A 25,262-nucleotide genomic window follows, 5' to 3' on the forward strand; every position below is an offset into this window, starting at 1 on the left:
ATTGCTAAGAAATCTGGAGTTCTTGAATTGGGTAATATTGGTCTTGAATCAAACAAAATAATAATAAATTAGAGCTTTTTCTCCATTCGGTAGTCTTCCATCAAATAGCCATTGCCGATATCAATATTTTCTTCAGCAACGATTTTAAAACCTATTTTTTGATAAAAAGTCAGTGCTTTATTAAAACGATTCACGTTTAAAGAAAGTGATACCGAATTATTTTCAGTTGCTAATTTTTGTACTTCGTCAATTAATAATTTACCAATTCCTTTGCCTTGAGTTTCCGGCAAAATATAAATTTTGTGAATTCGGGTTACTGCTTCATTCTTATAATGATGCTCGATTGCTATAAATCCAACAACTGAAGATTCGTCATAAGCAATATAAAACAATTGTGTTTTTTTTTGAATTTGACTGATTAAAGACTCTTCTGAATAAATCAGATCCATCATATAGTCTAATTGCTCTTTCGACAAAATTTCACCATATGTAATTGGCCAAGTTTTATTAGCAATTTCTTGAATGGTCTTGATATCAGCTATTGAAGCTTCTTTGATTGTAATCATTTTTAGAATATTGTATTTTTAGATAATAAGATGAGCAGAAACCTATATCAGAGGTATTTCTCTGAATACTGCTACTGAAATTGTAAACTGCAACAATTTAAACCTAGCCGTGAATCGTTTCGCTTTTTCCGTAATTTGCAATAACAGATTCTTCAAATTCCAACCATTCTCTCCAACGTTTTTCTACATCTATTCCCACACCATATTTTCTGGCATAGGTAATAAAAGTAGTATAATGACCTGCTTCGCTTTCCATTAAATCTCTGTAAAAAGCAGAAAGCTCTTCATCCTTTATGTTTTCGGAAAGTACTTTGAAACGTTCACAACTTCTGGCTTCGATCATGGCAGAAAACAACAAGCGTTCTACTAATCCCGAAACTCTGCTACCGTCGCCACTTTTTTTCATGTATAAGTACAATTCATTGACATAATCGTCTTTGCGTTCGCGACCCAGTTTCAGACCACGTTTGATGATAATATTGTGAACCTGCTCAAAATGATCGATTTCTTCCTTGGCCAAAGCCAATAAATCCTGAACCAAATCCTGATGTTCGGAATTGTTTGTGATAATTGTAATGGCATTAGTAGCCGCCTTTTGCTCACACCAGGCATGATCGGTAAGAATTTCTTCGATGTTTTTTTCTACAATGTTTACCCATCTCGGATCAGTTGGTAATTTTAATCTTAATACTGACATTACAAAATTTGTTTAAAGTTTAAAAATAGTTTAAGGTTCAAAGTCACGTTAAAAACGAAAAAAGTTTAAAGTTCAAAATTTTGTGATACTATTCGAAGCACAAAACTTTAAACTTTAAACCTTAAACCTTTAAACTAAAAAAATTAGTATACGAAAATAGCTCTTTCGCTCATCATTTCGTTTACTGCAGCTGCTACTTCTTCGATAACATCTTCATTAGTGTGATCCACTAAAACTTTATCGATTAAGGCAACAATAGTTTCCATATCTTCTTCAACTAATCCACGAGTGGTGATAGCTGCAGTTCCAACACGGATTCCTGAAGTTACAAATGGTGATTTGTCATCAAAAGGAACCATGTTTTTATTTACGGTGATTTCTGCTTTTACCAATGCATTTTCAGCATCTTTTCCAGAAATGTTTTTGTTTCTCAAGTCAATCAACATCATGTGATTGTCAGTTCCGCCAGAGATGATTTGGTACCCTCTTTTTACAAAAGCATCTGCCATAGCATTAGCATTTTTTTGTAATTGTAAAGCATAAGTGAAAAATTCATCTTTCAAAGCTTCACCGAAAGCTACCGCTTTAGCGGCAATGATGTGCATTAATGGACCACCTTGATTTCCAGGGAAAACAGCTAAATCCAATAAAGAAGACATCATTCTGATTTCTCCTTTTGGAGTAGTTAAACCAAATGGATTTTCGAAATCTTTACCCATCATGATCAAACCACCACGAGGCCCACGTAATGTTTTGTGAGTTGTTGTTGTTACAATATGACAATGAGGTAATGGATCATTCATCAATCCTTTTGCAATAAGACCAGCAGGATGAGAAATATCAGCCATTAATATTGCTCCTACGCTATCAGCAATAACTCTGAAACGCTCAAAATCCATATCACGAGAATAAGCCGAAGCTCCAGCGATGATTAATTTTGGTTGCTCTTTAGTAGCAATTTCTTGAATTTTATCATAATCTAATCTTCCAGTTTCTTTGTCTACACCGTAGAAAACCGGACTATATAAACGACCTGAGAAGTTTACTGGTGAACCGTGTGTCAAGTGACCTCCGTGTGATAAATCGAAACCTAAGATTTTATCACCTGGTTTAAGACAAGCGTGGTAAACAGCTGTATTAGCTTGTGAACCAGAGTGTGGTTGCACATTTGCGTAAGCAGCACCAAACAATTCTTTAGCTCTGTCAATAGCAATTTGTTCAATAACGTCAACTACTTCACAACCTCCGTAGTATCTTTTGCCAGGATATCCCTCAGCGTATTTATTGGTTAAAACAGATCCGGCAGCTTCCATTACTTCGTCACTTACAAAGTTCTCTGAGGCAATAAGTTCCAATCCGTGTATTTGTCTTTCTTGTTCTTCTAGAATAAGGTCAAAAATTTGTTCGTCGCGTTGCATTTCTTTGATTTTCGTTAATTTGATGCAAAAATACAAAAAAACGTTTGGTAAACAGTTAGATTATAATATATTTGATGAGTATTTTTTAACAAAATAATTAACATTCAAATGCCGATAACAGCCAACAATACTAATAGGAAGTCATGGTTAGAAGTTTCTGACAAAAGCGATTTCCCAATCCAAAATATTCCTTTTGGTGTTTTTCTTACGAAAGAAAACATAGTAACTGTAGGGACTAGAATTGGTGATTATGCCATCGATTTAGGAGCTTTACAGCAACTAAATTATTTTGAAGGTATTGAATTGACTGATGATATGTTCATGCAGGACACCTTAAATGATTTTATTTCTGATGGAAAAAAAACATGGAGATTGGTGCGCAACCGAATAGCAGATATCTTTGATGAAAAGAATCCAAAATTACGTGATTCTATGAAACATCGTGATATTGTTATTTTCAATATAGAAGATGTTGAAATGCAACTTCCTGTTTTAATAGGTGATTATACCGATTTCTATTCCAGTAAAGAACATGCTACTAATGTGGGTAAAATGTTCCGTGATCCGGCAAATGCTTTATTACCGAACTGGCTTCACATTCCGGTAGGGTACCATGGAAGAAGTTCTACCATTATTCCTTCAGGAATTCCTGTACACAGACCTATGGGACAAACTTTGCCAAATGGAGAAACTACTCCTGTTTTTGGTCCTTCCAGATCAGTAGATTTTGAGCTTGAAACAGCTTTCATTACAACTGATGCTAATATTATGGGTGAAAACATTCCTATAAGTGAAGTAGAAGATTATATTTTTGGAATGGTACTACTAAATGATTGGAGTGCGCGGGATATTCAAAAATGGGAATATGTTCCACTTGGTCCCTTTTTGGCAAAAAACTTTGCTTCTTCAATTTCACCTTGGATTGTAACGATGGATGCTTTGGAGCCATTCAGAACCAAAGGACCTAAACAAGTGCCAACACCTTTTCCTTATTTGCAACAAAAAGGGAAACATTCTTATGATATTAATTTAGAAGTAGCTATTCAGCCTGAAAATTCAGAACCTACTGTCGTTTCTAAAACCAATTTTAAATATTTATATTGGACTATGAACCAACAATTGGCACACCATACATCTAATGGTTGTCGTGTAAATTCAGGTGATATGATGGGATCCGGTACTATTTCCGGTCCAACTGAAGATAGTTTCGGTTCTATGCTGGAATTAACTTGGGGCGGAAAAAATCCAATTAAAATGGCAGATGGAACGGAACGTAAATTTATAAATGATGACGACACTGTTATTATGAAAGGTTTTTGTCAAAACGGACAATTACGAATTGGTTTCGGTGAAGTTTCCAGTAAATTGTTACCTCCTTTTGTAAGAAAATAATATTCTATTGATTAACTATATGAAAACCTAACATTTATTCTATTCGTGTTAGGTTTTTTTATAGTACTTTTTTAAAAATTAAATAAAAACCCAAATACCACTACCTACACTAAGCATATGAAAAAAATTACCTTATTATTAAGTCTTTTTGTCTTGATCTCATCCTGTGGCGTAAAGCAGACACAAAACCAATTGAGTTCGGGAAATTATGATGAAGCGATCAATACAGCTCTTTCAAACTTGCGTTCCAATAAAGATAAAAAAGGCAAACAGGATTACGTTTATTTACTTGAAGAGGCTTTTGCAAAAGCCAAAGATCGTGATTTGAATACTATAAATCTTTTGGTTAAAGAAGCTAGTCCAGCGCAATTGGAAAAAATATACACTACTTATTTGCAATTAAATGACCGTCAGGAAAGAATCAAGCCAGTTCTTCCTTTGAAATTATTAAAAGAAGGGAGAAATGCAATATTTCCATTTGATAATTATAATGACGAAATTATTGCATCTAAAACAGCCTTGTCTAATTATTTGTATACGAATGCTAAGGGGTTAATGAAAACTTCAAATAAATTGAATTTTCGTGCGGCATATGATGATTTAGTTTATTTAAATGAGATAAATCCAAATTACAAGGATGTTTCCAAATTGATGGATGAAGCGAAATTCAAAGGATCTGATTACGTTACGGTTTATACCAAAAACGAAACCAATATGATTATTCCTGTAGCCTTGCAAAACGATTTAATGGATTTTAGTACCTATGGATTGAACGACAAATGGACCGTTTACCACAATTCAAAACAAAAAGGAATTGATTACGATTACACGATGCTGATTAATTTTAGACAAATAAATATTTCACCGGAACAGGTTAAAGAAAAAGAGTTCATAAAAGAGCGTCAAATTAAAGATGGTCAGAAGAAGCTGATTGATGCCAACGGTAAAGAAGTTGTGGACGAAAAAGGAAAAGTGGTAATGGTTGACAATCTTAGAAATGCAACTGTTCAAATTTATGAATTCAGACAATTTAAAGCCTGTCAGATTACTGCAAAAGTGGATTACATCAACTATAAAACTAATCAATTGATACAAACCTTCCCTATTGCCAGTGAGTTTGTTTTTGAAAATGTTTACGCTACTTATAAAGGAGACAAACGCGCATCTGACGATAATTACTATTCTTATTTTGATAAAAAAGCAGTTCCGTTTCCTAGCAGTGAGCAAATGGTTTACGATACCGGAGAAGATTTAAAAGCTAAATTGAAGGATATATTGAATAAGAATCAGTTCAGAAAATAAAGTATTTGATGTTTATTATAATCAAAAAAGCAACCCGATTGGAGTTGCTTTTTTTGTATCAAACAAAAAGATTTAAACCTACGCATACCCATAAACTATATTAAATAATCTGTTTTGATCAACTGGCTATTGATACATTTCTGGGGTCAATGTGATGTTAAAAAGTTTTTTTTGGTTTCTATCTTTGTAGTTGTAAATCACAGTGGAATTATTATCTCTAAAAAGTTCAAGACTTGGATTCGTTTTAGAAATCGCCATTATTTCTTTTTCCACTTCCGTTTTCAAGGCTTTGACATCAATACTTTCTTTTTGAATGTGTACTAATGTAAAATCGTATTGAACTATATTATTTGGAAGCGAATTTACACTCTCCATGCGAATATCATTACTAATCATTATTGGGCAGGCTGTATTGTATTTAGTCACCAATGAAGTAATTATTTCAGCTGACTTATCCTTAATAAAATAATGTTGAGCGATACTAATCAAAATCACAACAATGATGATTTGGACTATTTTTCGAATGAGTAGTTTCTTTTTTCTTTCCATTTTTTAAATTTTAAATGGGTGATTTATATTGATTTACAAGTCCTAGTATTCGCTTCTGCCTGAGTGAGCAATAGACTATCTGTTACCTAAACCTTAACTGATTAATTAAGTCTATTATCGGATTGTTTTAGTAAAATGCTAATTCACTTCTTCAAATATATCTAATATAGTAATAAATCTTAAAATGACCTTTTATTTATTATGCTTTATTGGTTTTAAAAAGTCATAATTTCTCGCTTCTTAAATACTGTTGTGTATGTCCGCCACCCGTGCTTTAACGAACTGACGAAGTAAATGATTTTGAATATTTATTTTCTAATTTCTATTGACCTCCTTCTTGAAAAAGAAAAAATAAGATGAGAAAAGAGTATTTCAGGGATGTAATTTCTTTTTTATTACAAAAACAACCTGATTTGTTAAAAAATTGACTTTTACAAAAAAATTAGTATTTCGTTTCAAAAATAGTTGTACTTTTGCGGTCGATGAATAAAACTAGTTTACATATAACTTCTTTATCACGGATAAACACACTTTCGACTTCTCCCGAAGTACGGACACTATTCCTATAGTATCCAATAGAGTGTTTTATTTTTTTATTCATTTTTCATTTTACCGTTTTGAAAATACCTCAATTTTATATTGGATTTTCATATCCTAAAAATACTTATATTAACAGCTTACTTTTACTAACATTCGTTTGTGGTTCAATGAGTTATGCTTGTCAATTTGTGTTTGGTTTTTTAAAACTCATTTCTATTCTATTTTTTAACTTAAAATTCAACTCTTGAAATGAATATTTCTATTGTAGTAACTCAGGAAGAACATTATAAGTATGCGCAGGAAATATGCGATACCATAGAATCATCTGCCCTGTTGAGAGGTACTGGAATTGCCAAAAGAACGCCGGAATACATCCAAAAAAAGATGGAGAAAGGAGATGCTGTTATCGCTCTTAACGATGGGAAATTTGCTGGTTTTTGCTATATCGAAAGTTGGCAGCACGGTCAGTTTGTGGCACACTCTGGTTTAATTGTACATCCGGATTATAGAAATTTGGGACTTGCCAAAAAAATAAAATCGTTTGTCTTTGACTATTCATTACAAAAATATCCCGATGCAAAAGTGTTTGGAATCACAACTGGCTTGGCAGTTATGAAAATCAATTCTGATTTGGGGTACAAACCGGTTCCTTTTTCGGAACTCACAAACGATCCTAGTTTTTGGAAAGGCTGTCAGACGTGTACCAACTTTGAGATCTTGAAAAGCAAAGATTATAAAATGTGTTTGTGTACAGGGATGTTGTATGACCCGAAAGAAAAACCAAAAGATCCACCAAAACACCCTTTCAACGTTAGGATTTGGAATCGTCTAAAAGAAATCAAACAAGCACTTTTCTTGAAAAAGTAAACAACCAAAAGTTAAAAATATAATTATAAAATCGGAGTTTTTGAAGCTCCAAAAAACAATATAAAATGGGAAGTAAAAAAGTAGTATTAGCGTATAGTGGAGGATTAGACACATCATACTGTCTAAAATATTTAAAAAACGAAAAAGGATATGAAGTTCATACAGTATTAATCAATACAGGTGGATTTGATGATGAAGAACTAAATGCGATTGAAGAAAGAGCTTACGAATTGGGAAGTGCAAAACATGCTAATCTGACTATCGTTGACAAATATTATGATAAAGCCATCAAATATTTGATTTATGGAAATGTATTAAAAAACAATACTTACCCATTATCGGTAAGCGCAGAACGTGTTTTTCAAGCTATTGAAGCTATTAAATATGCAAAATCTGTTGGTGCAAGTGCAATTGCACACGGAAGTACAGGAGCTGGAAATGACCAAATTCGTTTTGATTTGATTTTCCAAACTATTGCTCCGGAAATTGAAATCATTACTCCTATCAGAGATTTGAAATTATCAAGACAGGAAGAAGTGGATTACTTATCAAAAAATGGCGTGCATTATTCTTGGGAAAAAGCGCAATACTCAATCAATAAAGGACTTTGGGGAACTAGCGTTGGAGGTAAAGAAACATTAACTTCTAACCAAGCGCTGCCAAGTGAGGCCTACCCTTCTCAATTGCAAAAAGAGGGTGAAGAAAAAGTGACTTTACAATTTGAAAAAGGAGAATTGGTTGGCGTTAATGACATCATGAATACTCCTCCAAAAAACATTGTTATTCTTGAAAAATTGGCTAATGCTTACGCTATTGGTAGAGATATCCATGTGGGTGATACGATCATTGGAATTAAAGGAAGAGTTGGTTTTGAAGCTGCTGCGCCATTGATTATTATCAAAGCACACCATTTATTAGAGAAACATACTCTTGGAAAATGGCAACAATACTGGAAAGAACAATTAGGAAACTGGTACGGAATGTTATTTCATGAAGGTCAATTTTTGGATCCTGTAATGAGAAATATTGAAACTTTCCTTGAAGATACTCAGAAAACAGTTAATGGTACTGTGATCGTATCTTTGAAACCATATCATTTTTCGCTTGACGGAATAGAATCTGAAAACGATTTGATGAATACCGGTTTTGGTCAGTATGGAGAAATGAACAACGCTTGGACATCTGATGATGCTAAAGGATTTATTAAGATTCTTGGAAATGCCCAAAACATATTTTCATCCGTAAACAAACTGAGCCATGATTAATATTGGAATAATTGGAGGTTCTGGTTATACAGCAGGCGAACTCATCAGAATATTGATGTTTCATCCAAATGCAAATATTGATTTTGTGTTTAGTACCACCAATGCGGGAAAACCACTTTCAATAGCACACCATGATTTGCTTGGTGACATTGAAATGAATTTTACTGATACAGTCAATCCAAATGTAAACGTTGTTTTCTTGTGTTTAGGTCACGGTAAATCAAAAGCATTTTTAGAAAATAATCAATTTGCCAGCCATACTAAAATTATTGATTTAGGAAATGATTTCAGATTGCTAAAAGATAAGGTTTTTGACGGGAAATCGTTCATTTACGGCTTACCGGAATTAAATAAAGCAAGTATCAAGAATGCGCAGTTTATTGCAAATCCAGGTTGTTTTGCAACAGCAATTCAATTGGCTTTATTGCCGTTAGCTAAAAATGAAATGCTTACGACTGATGTTCATATTAATGCTACAACCGGAAGTACCGGAGCCGGAGTAACACCTTCAGAAACCACACATTTCAGTTGGAGATCCAATAATATGTCGCATTATAAAGCGTTTGATCATCAGCATTTGGGCGAAATAAACCAAAGTGTTAATCAATTGCAAGCGAGTTATACAGACGAATTGATTTTTGTACCTAATAGAGGTGATTTTGCCAGAGGAATTTTCGCAACATTATACACGACTATCGAGGAAAGTTTAGAAGATGTGGTTGCGAAATATGAGGCTTTTTATAAAGATCAACCATTCGTAACTGTTACTACCACCGCTATCAACATGAAACAGGTTGTACAAACGAATAAATGCATCATTAGTTTATTAAAAAAAGGAAACCGGCTTTTGATCACTTCTGTTATTGATAATTTAACCAAAGGCGCCTCAGGACAAGCCATTCAAAACATGAATTTGATGTTTGGATTGGAAGAAACCACAGGATTGCATTTGAAACCAAGTGGATTTTAAAAAAGTTGATTCGGTTAATCGGTTATTTGTTTAATCGATTAACCAAATCAACGACTAACCGATTAAACAATAAAAAAAAATGAACTTATTTGACGTTTACCCTTTATATGATATTACTCCAGTAAAAGCTGTTGATTGTACAATTATTGACAAAGATGGTGTAGAATATTTAGACTTATATAGCGGTCATGGTGTAATTTCCATTGGCCACACCCAACCAGATTATGTAGCCAAATTAAAAAATCAATTGGATAACATTGGGTTTTATTCGAATGCGATTCAGAATCCATTGCAAGTCGAATTGGCTGAAAAATTAGGCAAATTGTCAGGATGCGAAGAGTACAGCTTATTCTTGTGCAGTTCTGGGGCTGAAGCCAATGAAAATGCTTTGAAACTGGCTTCTTTCCACAACGGAAAATCAAGAGTAATTGCTTTTGACAACTCCTTTCATGGAAGAACATCTGCAGCGGTTGCAGTGACTGATAACAAAAAAATTGTTGCTCCAATCAATGCGCAACAAGTCGTTACTTTTTTGCCTTTAAACAACATTGATTTGGTGGAAACAGAATTGAAAAAAGGGGACGTTTGTTCAGTAATTATCGAAGGAATTCAAGGTGTTGGAGGATTAGACGAAGGAACAACCGAATTTTTCCAAGGATTAGAGAAACTTTGTAAACAATACGATGTAGTTTTAATTTTAGATGAAGTACAATCAGGTTACGGAAGAAGCGGGAAGTTTTTTGCCTTTCAACACCATAACATCAAACCAGATATTATTTGTCTTGCTAAAGGAATGGGGAACGGTTTCCCAATTGGAGGTATTATAATTTCACCAAAATTCACTGCCAGCCATGGATTACTGGGGACTACCTTTGGAGGAAGTCATCTTGCCTGTGCTGCTGGAATTGCTGTTTTGGATGTGATTGAGAATCAAAAACTAATAGACAATGTCAATGACGTTTATGCCTATTTCCTAGAAGCGATCCAACAAATTCCTGAAATTATCAAAGTGAAAGGAAAGGGATTAATGCTAGGTGTAGAATTTGATTTTGAAGTAGGTGCTTTACGCAAAAAACTGATTGTTGAGAAGCTGATTTTTACAGGAAGTGCTAATAATAAAAATTTGTTAAGAATTCTTCCGCCATTGACAATCAAGAAAAAAGACATTGATACCTTTATTATTGCTTTAAAAGAAAGTTTAGCAGAATTGAAAGCCTAGTAATTTAAATGTTATTATTTTTAAACCTATAAACTAACCAATTATCTTAAAATAGACTTGCATACTTAAATGGTTAAGTTTTATTTTTTGCTTTTGTAACCAAAAACCAATGAGTCATTTACTACCAATAGAAAAAAGAAATGCCGTTTTGAAACGAATGGCTGAACTGCTTGAACAGGAAAGAGAGAATATCAAAACTGTCAATCAACAGGATTTGAATAATTATTCTGGAGATGATTTGGCTATGGAAAAAAGGCTATTAGTTGATGATGGCAAGATTGACGGAATGATTCTTTCTTTGCAACAATTGTTTGTTCAGGAGGATCCTGTAGGTCAGGTCCGATTTGATTTCACACATGATAATGGTTTAAAAATCTACAATAAAACAGCTGCTTTTGGTACTATTCTGATTATTTACGAATCGAGACCGGATGTAACGGTTGAAGCTGGTGGAATTGCCTTTAAATCGGGAAATAAAATCCTATTGAAAGGTGGAAAAGAATCCTTGCAATCCAACTTAAAGATAGTAGAATTATGGCATCAAGCCCTGAAAGAAAATAATGTTGCTACAGAATGGGTAGAATACTTGAATTACAATAGAGACGAAACTCAGGCATTTTTAGAAAAGCCAACGCAAAGGGTAGATTTAATAGTACCAAGAGGAGGTGAAAATCTAATCAACTTTGTGAAAAAGCATGCTACTTGCCCAGTCATTGTTAGTGGAAGGGGAAATAATTTTGTGTATATTAATGCCGAAGCCGATTTAGATCAGGCTCTTGCTATTATCATCAACGGAAAGACCTCAAACATATCTGTTTGTAATGCTTTAGATAAAGTTTTAATTGATACTAATCTTGAGAATTGGGAAGTATTCGCAAAGAAAGTTATTCAGGAATTACAAAGCAGAAACGTAACAGTTTTGGGAGACCAAACCATTTCTAAAGTGGCAAATGTTCCTCAGATTGAGTCAGATTTGGTTTGGTATGAAGAGTTTTTGGATTATAAAATAGTTATCGGTACAATCAATTCTGATCAGGAAGCGATTGATAAAATAAATAAATATTGTGGAGGACATTCGGCTTCCATAATAACAAAGAATGATGCATTGGCCCAGGAATTTATGGAAAATGTGGATACAGCGGCTGTTTATCAAAACGCTTCTACCCGATTTACAGATGGAGGGCAATTTGGTTTGGGCGGTGAACTAGCGATCAGTACTGACAAACTACACCAACGCGGACCAATAGGATTGCAACATTTAGTTACTAATAAATGGTATATTTACGGAAATGGACAAATCAGGTAAGAAAAGAATTTTATTAAAAATTGGCAGCAATACATTAACCAAAGAAACCAATCATATTTCGAGAGGAAAGATTGAAGATATTGGTATGCAAATAGCTGCTTTGAAAGACGATTATGAATTTGTAATCGTAAGTTCGGGCGCTATTGCAGCAGCAAAACAATTTGTAAAACTGGAAGCACCAGATAACGAAATTTTTGTTAAACAAGCCTTAGCTTCTATCGGTCAACCTCACTTGATGCGGATTTTTCACGAAAACTTCAGCGATTTGGGTTTACATACGTCGCAATGTTTGCTTTCTTATTCTGATTTCGAAAAAAAGCAGACTAAAGTAAATATTGTAAACACGATAAATGTATTGGTCAAAAACAGCTACATTCCTATTATCAATGAAAATGATACGGTTGCAACTGACGAGATCAAGTTTGGGGATAATGATAAATTAGCGGCTTTAACAGCTGTTTTATTAAATGTTGACATTCTGATCATTGCTACGAACACAAACGGAATTTATACCAAAGCCTCCATCCATGATGAAGTTCCCGAAACGATTACTGTAGTAAACGATTTGCAATCGCTACAGAATGAAATTGGCGATTCTAAATCCTCACACGGTACTGGTGGTATGCAATCTAAAATTGATTCAGCAGCCATAGCCAAAGCAGCGAATATCGAAACTTGGATTGTCAATGGTCTGGAAGACAACTTTATATTAAAAGCATTAAAGAACGAAATATCTTTTACAAAGATTATTTAAAAAATGTTAATTTGATTAATCGTTAATTCGGTTAATCGATTAAACAAATAACTGATTAAAAAAATAAACCAATGAATTATACTTCCATAAAAAATATTGATTCGCTCTCCAAATGGGTGAAACAAGCATTAAAAATCAAAAAAAATCCGCTTAAAAACCAGAATCTGGGTAAAAATAAGACTCTGGGAATGTTGTTTTTTAATCCGAGTTTGAGAACCCGTTTGAGTACCCAAAAAGCGGCTTTAAATTTAGGAATGAACGTTATGGTAATGAATTTTACCAATGAAGGCTGGACACTTGAATTTGAAGATGGAGCAATTATGGATTCGGGTGCTTCAGAACACATCAAAGAAGCGGCGAAAGTAGTTTCACAATATTGTGATATCATTGCTATCAGAGCTTTTGCCGGACTAACGGATAAAGAAAAAGACAATGCAGAAACTGTACTTACAGGCTTCTTGAAATATGCCACAGTACCTGTCGTTAATATGGAGAGCGCTACAGGTCATCCATTACAATCACTGGCCGATGCAATTACTATGGAGGAACACAAAACCAAACACAGGCCAAAAGTGGTTTTGACTTGGGCTCCGCATCCTAAAGCATTACCTCAGGCTGTAGCCAATTCATTTGTGGAAATGATGCAGTTACAAGATGCTGATTTTGTGATTACACATCCTGAAGGTTACGAATTAAATCCTGAAATTACCAAAGATTCTAAAATCGAGTACAATCAGGACAAGGCTTTTGAAAATGCAGATTTTATCTATGCCAAAAACTGGAGTAATTACAAGGAATACGGAAAAATCACCAATTCCGATCCAAATTGGACAGTAACAGCCGATAAAATGAAGTTGACCAATAATGCCAAATTCATGCATTGTTTACCAGTTAGACGTAATGTAATTGTTACAGATGAAGTAATTGACAGCGAAAATTCTATTGTGATAGAACAAGCGAATAACAGAACCTATTCAGCACAATTGGTTTTGCAAAAAATATTAAAAAAAGCGGCTAAGTAGTTAAGATCCTGAGGAAATAAAACTTCAAGAACTTAAAGCCTTGGTAACAAAGAACTTTATTCAAATGGAAAATAAAAAACCAGTTACTATAATAAAAATTGGTGGAAATATTATTGATAACCCCGCCGAATTATCACAGTTTTTATCAGATTTTTCAAAAATAGAAGGCTACAAAATCCTTGTTCATGGCGGAGGAAAATCGGCTACCAAAATGGCACAAAGCATTGGTTTAGTTCCGCAAATGATTGACGGAAGAAGAATTACAGATGCGGCCATGTTGGATGTTGTTGTCATGATTTATGCAGGACAAATCAATAAAGATATTGTTGCCAAATTACAAGCCAATGGTACTAATGCAATGGGTTTTTCTGGGGCAGATGGAAATTTAATCCAATCAGACAAAAGAAATCATCCAACAATTAATTACGGTTTTGTAGGTGATGTGAAGAAAGTAAACACCAAATTATTGGCAACTTTACTTTCCGATGAAATTGTACCTGTATTTTGTGCCATTACGCATGATGCCAAGGGACAATTATTAAATACCAATGCGGATACCATTGCAAGCGAATTGGCTATTGCTTTATCTGAAGTTTTTGATGTAACTTTGAACTATTGTTTCGAAAAGCCAGGAGTTTTATTCGATGCTGAGGATGATAGCTCAGTAATTACAGCAATAAATCAAGAGTTGTATGCCAAATTAAAAGAAGAAAAAGCGATACATTCGGGCATGATTCCAAAGTTAGACAACTGTTTTAACAGTCTGTCCAAAGGAGTTCAAAAAATAAAAATTGGTCATCATCGTATGCTACAAGACAAAACGGCTTTGTACACCACAATTACACTATGAAGAGTATAGAAATCCTTACACAAGAAGCCATTGCGCTATTAAAATCCTTAATTGAAACACCTTCATTTTCTAGTGAAGAGGATCAAACGGCCCTTTTAATTGAAAATTGGTTTACACAAAATAATATCCCTTTCGAGAGAGAAAACAATAATATTTGGGCTTTCAATAAGAATTTTGATAAAAGAAAACCAACACTTTTACTGAACTCACATCACGATACTGTAAAACCGAATCAAGGTTATACTAACGATCCATTTGAAGCTATCGTAAAAGATGGTAAACTATTCGGATTAGGGAGTAATGATGCAGGAGGTTGTCTGGTTTCTCTTTTAGCCACATTTGTTCATTTCTATTCTAATGAAAATCTTCCTTACAATATTGTAATAGTTGCTTCTGCGGAGGAAGAAAGCAGTGGAAAAAAAGGACTTAACAGCGTTCTGAAACATTTGCCGGAATTAGAGTGCGCCATTGTGGGAGAACCGACTCTGATGCAATTGGCCGTGGCAGAAAAAGGATTATTGGTATTGGATGTTATTGTGAAAGGTACAGCCAGCCATGCTGCTCACAACAATCCTGACAATCCAATTTATAATGCGATACCCGTGATTGAATGGTTTAAAAACTATCAATTCGAAAAAATATCAGAGGTTTTAGGTCCTGTAAAAATGACTGTTACGCAAGTGTCAGCAGGAAAACAACACAATGTTGTACCTGCAGAATGTCATCTTGTAGTCGATATTCGAGTAAATGATTGTTATAGCAATCAGGAAATTTTGGATACGGTGAAGAAACATCTGACTGTTGAAATCAATCCACGCTCTATGCATTTGAACGCATCCTCTATTCCTGTTCACCACGGATTGGTACAAGCTGGTCTAGCATTGGGCAGAACCACTTATGGCTCTCCTACCCTTTCAGATCAATCTGTTTTGAGTTGCCAATCCTTAAAATTAGGACCCGGAGAAACTTTGAGATCGCATTCAGCTGATGAATTTATATTTATAAACGAAATAGAAGAAGGAATTCAATTGTATATCAAAATACTAACTGATTTTTTCAAAATATAAGTACAGCTTTTTTATTAGAAGCTATTCCCGCTATCCGTTGCAATCTTTTTATTTTTAAAGAAAAAATAAAAAGGATTTCCACTTCTATCGGGGCTAAAAACACATAACAACAAAAGTTTAGATCTAAGAATCTAAAAATCCAAACATCTAAAAATCCAATTATGAAACTTTGGGAAAAAGGAATACCAACTGATAAACAAATAGAACATTTTACTGTTGGTAACGATAGAGAATTAGACTTAGTTCTAGCTAAATACGACGCATTGGGTTCTATTGCTCATGCTAAAATGCTTGGTCAGATAGGTCTTTTAACTGATTCGGAAACTGTTTCTTTAGTTTTGGCTTTAGAAGAGATCATTAAAGATGCTGAAAACGGTAATTTCGAAATCGAGGATAGTTTTGAAGATGTACATTCAAAAATTGAATACCTGCTAACAGTAAAATTAGGAGATGCCGGAAAAAAAATCCATACCGCCCGTTCCCGTAATGACCAAGTTTTAGTTGATGTTAATTTATATCTGAAAGATGTTGTAAAGGAACTAAAGGACCAAGTAAAAACTTTATTCGATTTACTAATGCAATCTGCTGAAAAACATCAAAATGTTTTGCTGCCAGGTTATACGCATCTTCAAATTGCTATGCCATCTTCTTTCGGTATGTGGTTTTCTGCCTATGCCGAAAGTTTAATTGATGATATTACAATGCTGAATGCGGCGTTGAAAATTGTGGATCAAAATCCATTAGGTTCCGCTGCCGGTTACGGGAGTTCATTTCCTATCAACCGAACATTCACAACACAGGAATTAGGGTTTGAAACCTTAAAATTCAACGCCGTTGCTGCTCAAATGAGCCGTGGTAAGTCAGAGAAAACTGTTGCTTTTGCCATGAGTAGTGTTGCTGCTACCCTTTCAAAATTCTCTATGGATGTGTGTTTATATATGAGTCAGAATTTTGATTTCATTAGTCTGCCATCACATCTTACAACAGGTTCCAGTATTATGCCACACAAGAAAAATCCGGATGTTTTTGAGTTAATTCGTGGTAAGTGTAATAAAATTCAAGCTTTGCCTTACGAAATCACTTTAATTACAAACAACCTTCCTAGTGGTTATCACAGGGATTTGCAATTATTGAAAGAAGGGTTATTCCCTGCTATTCAAAATTTGAAAGCCTGTTTAGATATTGCTATTTTTTCGATAAAAGACATAAAAGTAAAAGAACATATTTTAGACGATAAGAAATATGATTATCTATTTACTGTAGATTCACTAAATGAAATGGTGGTTGCGGGCGTGCCTTTTAGGGATGCTTATAAAGCGGTTGCTGAGCAATTAGAAAATGGTACTTTCAAATCTCCAAAAGAGACCAAACACACTCATGAAGGAAGTATCAATAACTTATGTTTAGATGCTATAAAAGATAAAATGAAACGTTCTTATTAATTCAAATGATAAAGTTTTATTATAAAAAAAAGCTCCGATTTCTCGGAGCTTTTTTCTTTATGCTACTTTGTTTTTTACAACTAATCTAAAACCTTCACCGTGGATATTTAGGATTTCCACATCTTCGTCAGGTTTAAGGTATTTTCTAAGTTTGGCGATATATACATCCATACTTCTAGAAGTAAAATAGTTGTCATCTCTCCAAATTTTCGTTAATGCTAATTCTCTCGGCATTAAATCATTTTCATGAAGAACTAACATTTTCAATAGTTCATTTTCTTTTGGAGACAATTTAATAGGTTCTTCATCACCATAAGTCAAAAATCTAAGTTTTGAATTCAAGTGAAATTTACCGATATTAAATTCATATTGAACTTGCTCCGCTTTAGTATCAGAAGATTTTCTTTGTATAATAGCCTTGATTTTCATCAGCAATACTTCAGAATCAAAAGGTTTATTAAGATAATCATCAGCACCAGCCTTGTATCCTTTTAATACATCTTCTTTCATAGATTTTGCAGTAAGGAAAATGATCGGCACTTCATTATTTTTTTCTCTGATCTCTTTTGCCAAAGTGTATCCGTCCTTATAAGGCATCATTACATCAAGAATACATAAATCATAGGTGTCTTTCTTAAATTTTTCGAAGCCTTCCATACCGTTTTTAGCCAAAGTGACATCAAAATCATTTAGCATTAAGTAATCTTTTAAAACAGCACCAAAGTTAAGGTCATCCTCGACTAAAAGTATTTTTTTATTTACATTTTCCATATTCTAATTTATTAGTGGTATTTTTATTATAAAGGTACTGCCTTTTCCCTTTTCGCTTTCAACATAAACTTGACCATTATGGTCTTCTACAATTCTTTTTACATAGGCTAAACCTAAACCGTGCCCTTTAACATTGTGAATGTCTCCTGTATGTTCTCTGTAGAATTTCTCGAAAATTCTTTTTTGGGCAACTTTACTCATACCCAATCCATTATCTTTTACTTTTATGAGAATCATATCCTTTATGTTCTCCGTATATATGTCAATTTTTGGTTTATCAGGTGAATACTTGATCGCATTTTCCAAAATATTTACAATCACATTAGTGAAATGTACATCATTAATTAAAACTGATGTTCTGGCGGCATCAAAATGACTGGTTATCGTTCCTTGTCGGTCCTCCAGAATCAAATTAACATGCTCTATCGCATCATTTATAATATCTTCTATATTGCTGGATTCTTTTTCAATATCCAATTCTTTTTTCTCCAGTTTGGAGATTCTTAATACATTTTCAACTTGAGCATGCATTCGTTTATTTTCATCCCGTATCATTTGAAGATAACGTAAAACCTTTTCCTTATCCTCAATTATTTTTGGATTTTTTATAGCATCCAATGCTAAATTGATAGTGGCAATCGGCGTTTTAAACTCATGCGTCATATTATTGATAAAATCCGATTTTATCTCAGATATTTGACGTTGACGAATCAGTTGACTTAATGCACTCGAATAAGCAATAACAATAATCAAAGTAAAAATAATTGACAGTATTGTTATACTAACCAACTCTGACAATAAGAATTTCTTTTTATGTGGAAATATCACCAATAACTGGTATTTTTCATTTCCTTCATTATCTGTCAATATCGGAATGGAATAGGCATTATTTTTATCATAAACAAATTCATCCGACTTTACTTTTGTTGCTATACCATTACTATAAATACCAAACTCAAATTTGGTATTAACGCCATATTCTTCTAATTCTTTCTTAATGAGCTTTTTCAGTGTTTCTTTGGAAACCCTTTCCTGAAGCGGCATTGCTGATGTTATATCCTTATAGAAGATCTCGAATTGTGCATTATCTAAAATATCCAAATTTCCAGATTTTTCAATCCTTACATCAGGAGTCAAACTTTGATTTAGAATAGAATTGTCAATCTTATTATTGTTATATACTTCAGTTACTCGTTTGGAACTAAAGCTTTTAAACTTTACACTGTCAAATTTTTTATTAAAGAGCGAACCATTGATATTGTAATCTTCTGCTATAATACTGTTTGAATAAACAATCGTTTTATTGGTTCTTGGATTTTTCTGAACGTAATAAAACTCTAATAAATCATCCTTTTTTGGAACTTTCCCTATACTGTCTTTAAGATGATTGTATTTATCATAAAAACTGTAAGCTTCCTGTTTTTGTAGTTTATCGGCCACATTACCAATAACTTGCTTTACGTGAAATTTAAACTGTTCGTCATTGTTTTTAAACGAATTATTGAACCAATATACCTGAACAAGTATTATCCCTATCAGGGACAAACTCATCAACAAAACCAACAGCCTAAAAAAAAGTTTATTCATCGAAACAAAATTAGTATTTTAACAATATATTAAATAATACATTAACCAAATATTAACATCTAACATTCATATTGTTGAATCTTTAAAATTTTAAGAATTTTTTCAACTTCCAGTTTTGTGGTTTCAATCGTCGTGTTCTCAATTATAAAATCACTTTTAGAAATGCGTTGTTCATCATTCCATTGTGCTTCCATTCTTTTTAAAACATGTTCTCTATTAGTTTTATCTCTTTCTATAACTCTTTGAATTCTAGATTCTAAGGGTGCTATTACGGTAATTATTGAATCACAATTCTTATAACTTCCACTTTCAAATAAAATAGCAGCTTCATAAATTATAAATGGATAAAACTGATGATCCAAAAGCCATTTGTCAAAATGTCTTTTTACTGCAGGATGAACAATTGCATTAAGTTGTTTTAGTTTTTCAGGATTGTTAAAGACGATTTCGGCCAGCTTTTGTCTGTTTAACAATTCATTTTCAAATATAGTATCACCAAATGTTTTCTTAATTAGATTTAAAACTTCTGGAGTTTGCATGATTTTTTTTGCTTCATCATCAGCAATATATACTGGAATTCCCAATGATGAAAAATGATTGGCAATTGTGGTTTTACCACTTCCAATTCCTCCCGTTAAACCGATTATTTTTGTCATTTTAAATTTTGAAAAACAATTCAGGAAATGCTTCTTGAGGTTTTTGCTTCAAAATAATTACTTTTATATATGATTTCAAAAAACCGGTTCCATAACCATAAAATTGTTTCCAAACGGCAATCAAAGATAAATAGCCTATTTTTAAGCTCTTGTTTTGAATAGTAGACACCAAAAACAATACCACAAAATAAAGAAAATACAATTGAAGAAGGATATCTTGATTAAAAAGCAGTAAAACTATTGATAAGAAAAATCCAATAATAAACACAGATGGAAAGAAAAATGTCAGTTTGTTGTATTGCGGATACCAGCTATTCAAAATTGGTCTTGCTTTACCGAATTTATTAACCTGTACAGAAAATTTATCCCAGTCTATTCTTCTTTTATGGTAAACGTAAGCATTTGGAAAAAGTTTAGTTTCAAATCCTAAATTCCATAAACGAATCGATAAGTCCGGGTCTTCGCCAGGGTGTATGTTACCAAACCCTTTAGAAGCTTCAAATGCTTTACGGGACAATCCCATGTTAAAACTTCTGGGCTGAAATTTATCAATCTTCTCTGATCCTCCTCTGATTCCGCCCGTAGTAAGAAAAGAAGTCATTGCAAAATTGATTGCTTTTTGTATATCTGAAAAACTATCCAATGCTCGATCCGGCCCACCAAAACAATCTACATAATTTTGCTTTAGAGCTTTGTCAACTTCGGTTAAATACTGTTTAGGGATGATGCAATCGGAATCAAAAATGATAAAATAATCCCCACGTGCTTTTTTCATTCCGTAATTCCTGGAATCTCCAGGACCTGAATTTTCTTTATAATAATATGAGATATCTAACCTGTCACCATATTTTTGGGCTACATCTTGACATCTTAAAGTAGATCCATCTTCTACTAACACAATTTCATAAATTTCGGTATAATCAGATTTTGACAAGCTTTCTAATAGTTCATCAACTTCATCTGGACGATTGTAAACAGGTATAATTAAAGAAAATAGCATATTATTAAATGTGGTATTTTTAGATATTATTCGGTGATTTAAAAAATTTTAACAAAGATATGCTTTATCCATAAAAAAACCATCAACTATTAATTGATGGTTTTGTAAAAAATGCGACCCCGATTTCGTTTGTTATTCAAACATTTCCATAACTTCCTGACTAACTCCAATGTTTGAAAAGCCACCATCGTGAAGTAAATTTTGCAAAGTCACTTTTCTGGTGAGATCAGAGAACATAACGATGGCGTAATTAGCGCAATCTAATGCAGTTGCATTCCCTAATGGTGACATTTTTTCAGCAAAAGCTATAAAACCATTAAATCCTTTTACGCCGCTACCTGCTCTTGTAGGAGTTGGTGACTGCGAAATGGTATTCACCCTAACTTTTTTATCTTTTCCAAAGAAATAACCGAAACTACGGGCAACCGATTCTAAATACGCTTTGTTGTCAGCCATATCATTGTAGTCCGGAAAAACACGTTGTGCTGCCATGTAAGACAAAGCAATAATACTTCCCCATTCATTCATGGCATCTTTCTTATATAAAACCTGCATAACTTTATGGAAAGAAAGAGCTGATACATTCCACCCTTTTTCAGTATAATCATAGTTTTGATTAATATAGCGATTTCCCTTTCTGACATTTACAGACATGCCGATAGAATGAAGAACAAAATCAATTTTTCCTCCAAGTATTTCCATTGCTCTGTCAGTTAAAATTTCTAAATCTTCTATTGAAGTAGCATCCGCAGGGATAATTTGTGAACCTGTTTTTTGCGCTAATTCATCGATAGTACCCAATCTCATAGCAGCAGGAGCGTTTGAAAGTACAAAAGTCCCGCCCTCTTCATGAACACGTTCGGCTGTTTTCCAAGCTATTGAATTTTCATCTAAAGCTCCGAAAATAATTCCTCTTTTTCCTTGTAATAAGTTATACATATAAAATTATTTTATGTCTATTTATAAAAGTAATGCACCTTAATTTCTAAAGGATTAAACCAATATGAAATTAAGATGCATTACAGAAACTAAATTTTAATTTAGTAAAATATAATTATGCGATACTTGAAATACCAACCACTTCATTGGTATCGGCTAAATAATCAACTTCTTTAAATCCAAAACCAAACAGATTAAGGAAATCTTGTTTATAACCAGCTAAATCACCTATTTGCGGTAAAGTTTCGGTCGTTGCTTCCAACCATAATTTAGCTACTTTTGCTTGAACGTCTTCTCTCATTTCCCAATCATCGATGCGGATTCTTCCTTTATCATCTGTTGGAATTGGTTTTCCTGTATACAATCTGTCTTGGTACAAACGTTGAATTTGTTCGATACATCCTTCGTGAATTCCTTCTTCTTTCATGATTTTATACAACAAAGAAATATACAAAGGAATTACAGGAATAGCAGAACTAGCTTGTGTAACTAATGCTTTATTTACAGAAACAAATGCTTTTCCGTCAATATCTTTCAAGCTGTCTGCGATTGAAAAAGCAGTGGCTTCTAAATGATCTTTTGCGCGACCAATAGTTCCTTTTCTATAAACTGCTTCCGTTAATGAAGGTCCAATATACGAGTAAGCAACTGTTGTAGCGCCCGGTGCCAGTAAATTTTCAGCTTTTAAAGCATCCATCCACATAGACCAATCTTCGCCACCCATTACAGCTATAGTATTGGCAATATCTTCTTCATTACAAGGCTCAATTGAAATTTCAGAAACAATTCCTGTATGGAAATCAACCGTTTTATTGGTAAAGGTACTTCCTATTGGTTTCAAAACGGAACGATGTAAAACACCAGTAACCGGATGTAAACGAACCGGAGAAGCCAAACTGTAAATAACCAAGTCAACTTGACCTAAATCCTTTTTGATAAGGTCGATTGTTTGTTGCTTAATCTCAGTTGAAAAAGCATCTCCATTAATACTTTTTGCATACAAACCTGCTTTATTTGCTTCTTTCTCAAAAGCAGCAGAATTATACCAACCCGGAGATCCTGGTTTTCCTTCAACAGGAGGTTTTTCAAAAAACACACCAATAGTTGCAGCATCAGATCCAAAAGCACTTGCAATTCTGGAAGCCAAACCAAATCCGGTTGAAGCTCCAATTACTAATACTTTTTTAGCACCATCTATCGGTCCTTTAGACTTTACGTATGCTATTTGATTTTTAACATTTTGTTCGCATCCTTCTGGGTGAGATGTCAAACAAATAAATCCTCTCATTCTAGGTTCTATAATCATATCGGGCTATTCGTTAATTTATTTGTTAATCGGATGTAAGTAAATCCGTTAATTATATTTTACTTTTTTTGATTAAATTTTATTGAATTTGAATGGCAAATATAGCTCATTGTTTTTAGTTCAACAAGGCTTTTGCATGATTTAAGGCGGAATCAGAAACAACAGCTCCTGATAGCATTTGTGCTATTTCAACTACCCTTTCTTCGCTAGACAATAACTTCAATTCAGATTGTGTATCTTCATCAACAGTAGATTTATATACTTTGAAATGTGCTGTTCCTTTTGCTGCGATTTGAGGTAAATGTGTAATGGCAAATATTTGCATTTCGCTACTCATTTCTTTCATAATTTCTCCCATTCGGATTGCTATTTCACCTGAAACGCCTGTATCTATTTCGTCAAAAATCAACGTTGGTAACTTTGAATATTGTGCTAAGATTGCTTTTACAGCCAACATAATTCTTGACATTTCACCACCTGAAGCTACTTTTTTCAATAAACCAAAATCAGTTCCTTTATTGGCAGAAAACAAAAACTGGATTTCATCTTTACCATTCGGAAAATAGTTTGAAGTTTCGTTAACATCAATATTAAAACGAACATTAGGCATTCCTAAGGTTTCCAAAATGGTAATTAGCTTTTGCGATAAAACTGGAATGGAACCAACTCTATTCTTATGAATAGAATCAGCTAAAGAATCTAAGGCTGTTGTTTTTTCTTGGATTGAATGGGTTAATGCCAAAATCTCTTCCTCTAAATTCCCTATTTCTAATATAGAGTTTTCCAGTTTAGATTGAATTTCTAATAATTCATCAACCGTAGTGACTTGATGCTTCTTTTGCAAATTAAAAATTAGCTGCAGCTTCTGGCTAATTAAATCTAATTGTTCCGGATCATTAATTAGCTTCTCAGAACAACGAGTCAATTCATTTGCAATATCATCAACTTCAATAGTAACACTTGTTATTCTTTCAAACAACGAATGATATTCAGTAGAAAAAGGAGCAATCTTTTGTAAGGCTATTTTAATTTCTTTTAAATTATCAAGAACTCCAATTTGTTCTTCATTAGCTATAGCTAAAGATTTATCAATGGATTCTTTTATAATTTCAACATTGTTTAATTTCTCAAAATCAGCTTCAAGGACTTCCTGTTCCCCAGATTTTAATTTTGCAGCTACTAATTCCTCCAATAAAAAAGTATTGTATTCCTGTTCTTTGGTAGCATCTCCTTGTTTTTTAAGAAGTGAATTTAAAAGTGTTTTATCGGCCTTATAGCTTTTCAAAAGTGCTTGATAAGCCGTAATTTCTTCTTGATTATTTGCGATCGCATCAATTATTTTAAATTGAACGTTCTCATCCGAAAGTTCCTGAGTTTGTTGTTGCGAATGAATATCGATCAAGAATAAGCTTAATTCTTGTAATTCCTGAAGATTTACAGGACTGTCGTTTATAAATGCCCTTGATTTTCCGGAAGGCAGAATTTCACGTCTAATAATCGTTTCGTCTTCGTAATCCAAATCATTTGCTTCAAAGAAAGGAAGTAAATTATATTTTGAGATTTCAAAATGTGCTTCAATAACACATTTTTCTTCTTTGTTTTTTAGAGAGGTCAGATCGGCTCTTTTTCCCAAAACCAAACCTAAAGCGCCTAATATTATCGATTTACCAGCCCCTGTTTCTCCAGTAATTATTGAAAAACCTTTTGAAAAATCGATAGTTAATTTTTCTATCAGTGCATAGTTTTTTATCGATAGCGATGTTATCATTTATGTATT

General features: G+C 33.5%; 23 protein-coding genes. 12 read left to right on the forward strand and 11 right to left on the reverse strand.

What is annotated here, in order from left to right; translation table 11 throughout:
- Positions 1 to 68: 68 nt before the first annotated feature.
- The 3 genes from ABEB23_RS11070 to glyA form a co-directional block, all read right to left on the reverse strand.
- Positions 69 to 566 carry a GNAT family N-acetyltransferase gene (locus ABEB23_RS11070; protein WP_348812660.1) on the reverse strand — a complete coding sequence of 166 codons (498 nt, stop codon included), beginning with the start codon at positions 564 to 566 and terminating at the stop codon, positions 69 to 71.
- Between the two features lie 103 nt (positions 567 to 669).
- Entirely contained in the window at positions 670 to 1,263 is a 594-nt protein-coding gene (locus tag ABEB23_RS11075) for a MiaE family protein (protein ID WP_348812661.1), read from the reverse strand.
- Positions 1,264 to 1,406: 143 nt separating this feature from the next.
- On the reverse strand, positions 1,407 to 2,681 hold the full coding sequence (gene glyA / locus ABEB23_RS11080; RefSeq protein ID WP_348812662.1) for a serine hydroxymethyltransferase: 1,275 nt from the start codon (positions 2,679 to 2,681) through the stop codon (positions 1,407 to 1,409).
- Positions 2,682 to 2,789: 108 nt separating this feature from the next.
- Between glyA and fahA the strand changes: the two genes are divergently transcribed.
- Complete coding sequence (gene fahA, locus ABEB23_RS11085; protein ID WP_348812663.1) at positions 2,790 to 4,073, forward strand: fumarylacetoacetase; 1,284 nt, start codon at positions 2,790 to 2,792, stop codon at positions 4,071 to 4,073.
- A gap of 117 nt (positions 4,074 to 4,190) precedes the next feature.
- The gene (locus ABEB23_RS11090) at positions 4,191 to 5,375 is read left to right on the forward strand and encodes a hypothetical protein (RefSeq protein ID WP_348812664.1); all 1,185 of its coding nucleotides are present in this window, start codon (positions 4,191 to 4,193) and stop codon (positions 5,373 to 5,375) included.
- 126 nt (positions 5,376 to 5,501) lie between these two features.
- Here ABEB23_RS11090 and ABEB23_RS11095 read toward each other — a convergent pair whose 3' ends face one another.
- Positions 5,502 to 5,924 carry a DUF8479 domain-containing protein gene (locus ABEB23_RS11095; protein WP_348812665.1) on the reverse strand — a complete coding sequence of 141 codons (423 nt, stop codon included), beginning with the start codon at positions 5,922 to 5,924 and terminating at the stop codon, positions 5,502 to 5,504.
- Between the two features lie 789 nt (positions 5,925 to 6,713).
- On the opposite strand from ABEB23_RS11095, the gene ABEB23_RS11100 reads away from it, so the two are divergent.
- From ABEB23_RS11100 to argH, 10 genes are all read left to right on the forward strand, one after another.
- Positions 6,714 to 7,331, forward strand: a complete 618-nt coding sequence (locus ABEB23_RS11100; RefSeq protein ID WP_348812666.1) for a GNAT family N-acetyltransferase — start codon at positions 6,714 to 6,716, stop codon at positions 7,329 to 7,331.
- Positions 7,332 to 7,396: 65 nt separating this feature from the next.
- Positions 7,397 to 8,596, forward strand: coding sequence for an argininosuccinate synthase (locus ABEB23_RS11105; protein WP_348812667.1), 1,200 nt, complete (start codon positions 7,397 to 7,399; stop codon positions 8,594 to 8,596).
- A complete protein-coding gene (gene argC / locus ABEB23_RS11110) occupies positions 8,589 to 9,566 on the forward strand; it encodes an N-acetyl-gamma-glutamyl-phosphate reductase (RefSeq protein WP_348812668.1) in 978 nt (325 codons plus the stop codon). Before ABEB23_RS11105 ends, argC begins: the two co-directional genes overlap by 8 nt.
- 79 nt (positions 9,567 to 9,645) lie before the next feature.
- Entirely contained in the window at positions 9,646 to 10,785 is a 1,140-nt protein-coding gene (locus tag ABEB23_RS11115) for an aspartate aminotransferase family protein (protein ID WP_348812669.1), read from the forward strand.
- Between the two features lie 109 nt (positions 10,786 to 10,894).
- Positions 10,895 to 12,091, forward strand: coding sequence for a glutamate-5-semialdehyde dehydrogenase (locus ABEB23_RS11120; protein WP_348812670.1), 1,197 nt, complete (start codon positions 10,895 to 10,897; stop codon positions 12,089 to 12,091).
- Positions 12,075 to 12,845, forward strand: a complete 771-nt coding sequence (gene proB, locus ABEB23_RS11125; RefSeq protein WP_348812671.1) for a glutamate 5-kinase — start codon at positions 12,075 to 12,077, stop codon at positions 12,843 to 12,845. The genes ABEB23_RS11120 and proB overlap by 17 nt, the downstream gene beginning before the upstream one ends.
- Positions 12,846 to 12,916: 71 nt before the next feature.
- Positions 12,917 to 13,867, forward strand: a complete 951-nt coding sequence (locus tag ABEB23_RS11130) for an N-acetylornithine carbamoyltransferase (RefSeq protein ID WP_348812672.1) — start codon at positions 12,917 to 12,919, stop codon at positions 13,865 to 13,867.
- A 64-nt stretch (positions 13,868 to 13,931) separates the two neighbouring features.
- Entirely contained in the window at positions 13,932 to 14,717 is a 786-nt protein-coding gene (gene argB, locus ABEB23_RS11135; RefSeq protein WP_348812673.1) for an acetylglutamate kinase, read from the forward strand.
- Positions 14,714 to 15,784 (forward strand): M20 family metallo-hydrolase, encoded by a 1,071-nt coding sequence (locus ABEB23_RS11140; RefSeq protein ID WP_348812674.1) that lies wholly within the window; start codon positions 14,714 to 14,716, stop codon positions 15,782 to 15,784. The genes argB and ABEB23_RS11140 overlap by 4 nt, the downstream gene beginning before the upstream one ends.
- 161 nt (positions 15,785 to 15,945) lie before the next feature.
- Positions 15,946 to 17,226: an argininosuccinate lyase gene (gene argH / locus ABEB23_RS11145; RefSeq protein WP_348812675.1), complete on the forward strand. Its 1,281-nt coding sequence runs from the start codon at positions 15,946 to 15,948 to the stop codon at positions 17,224 to 17,226.
- Positions 17,227 to 17,283: 57 nt separating this feature from the next.
- Here argH and ABEB23_RS11150 read toward each other — a convergent pair whose 3' ends face one another.
- The 7 genes from ABEB23_RS11150 to recN form a co-directional block, all read right to left on the reverse strand.
- Complete coding sequence (locus tag ABEB23_RS11150) at positions 17,284 to 17,997, reverse strand: response regulator transcription factor (protein ID WP_348812676.1); 714 nt, start codon at positions 17,995 to 17,997, stop codon at positions 17,284 to 17,286.
- Positions 17,998 to 18,000: 3 nt separating this feature from the next.
- Positions 18,001 to 19,584: a sensor histidine kinase gene (locus tag ABEB23_RS11155; protein WP_348812677.1), complete on the reverse strand. Its 1,584-nt coding sequence runs from the start codon at positions 19,582 to 19,584 to the stop codon at positions 18,001 to 18,003.
- 59 nt (positions 19,585 to 19,643) lie between these two features.
- Positions 19,644 to 20,240: a dephospho-CoA kinase gene (gene coaE / locus ABEB23_RS11160; protein WP_348812678.1), complete on the reverse strand. Its 597-nt coding sequence runs from the start codon at positions 20,238 to 20,240 to the stop codon at positions 19,644 to 19,646.
- A 1-nt stretch (position 20,241) separates the two neighbouring features.
- Positions 20,242 to 21,240 carry a glycosyltransferase family 2 protein gene (locus ABEB23_RS11165; RefSeq protein WP_348812679.1) on the reverse strand — a complete coding sequence of 333 codons (999 nt, stop codon included), beginning with the start codon at positions 21,238 to 21,240 and terminating at the stop codon, positions 20,242 to 20,244.
- A gap of 132 nt (positions 21,241 to 21,372) precedes the next feature.
- A complete protein-coding gene (locus tag ABEB23_RS11170; protein WP_348812680.1) occupies positions 21,373 to 22,179 on the reverse strand; it encodes an enoyl-ACP reductase FabI in 807 nt (268 codons plus the stop codon).
- A 115-nt stretch (positions 22,180 to 22,294) separates the two neighbouring features.
- On the reverse strand, positions 22,295 to 23,485 hold the full coding sequence (fabV, locus tag ABEB23_RS11175; RefSeq protein ID WP_348812681.1) for an enoyl-ACP reductase FabV: 1,191 nt from the start codon (positions 23,483 to 23,485) through the stop codon (positions 22,295 to 22,297).
- Between the two features lie 115 nt (positions 23,486 to 23,600).
- On the reverse strand, positions 23,601 to 25,253 hold the full coding sequence (recN, locus tag ABEB23_RS11180; protein WP_348812682.1) for a DNA repair protein RecN: 1,653 nt from the start codon (positions 25,251 to 25,253) through the stop codon (positions 23,601 to 23,603).
- Positions 25,254 to 25,262 lie beyond the last annotated feature (9 nt).

The organism is Flavobacterium maritimum, assembly GCF_040049085.1.
Classification (GTDB): domain Bacteria; phylum Bacteroidota; class Bacteroidia; order Flavobacteriales; family Flavobacteriaceae; genus Flavobacterium; species Flavobacterium maritimum.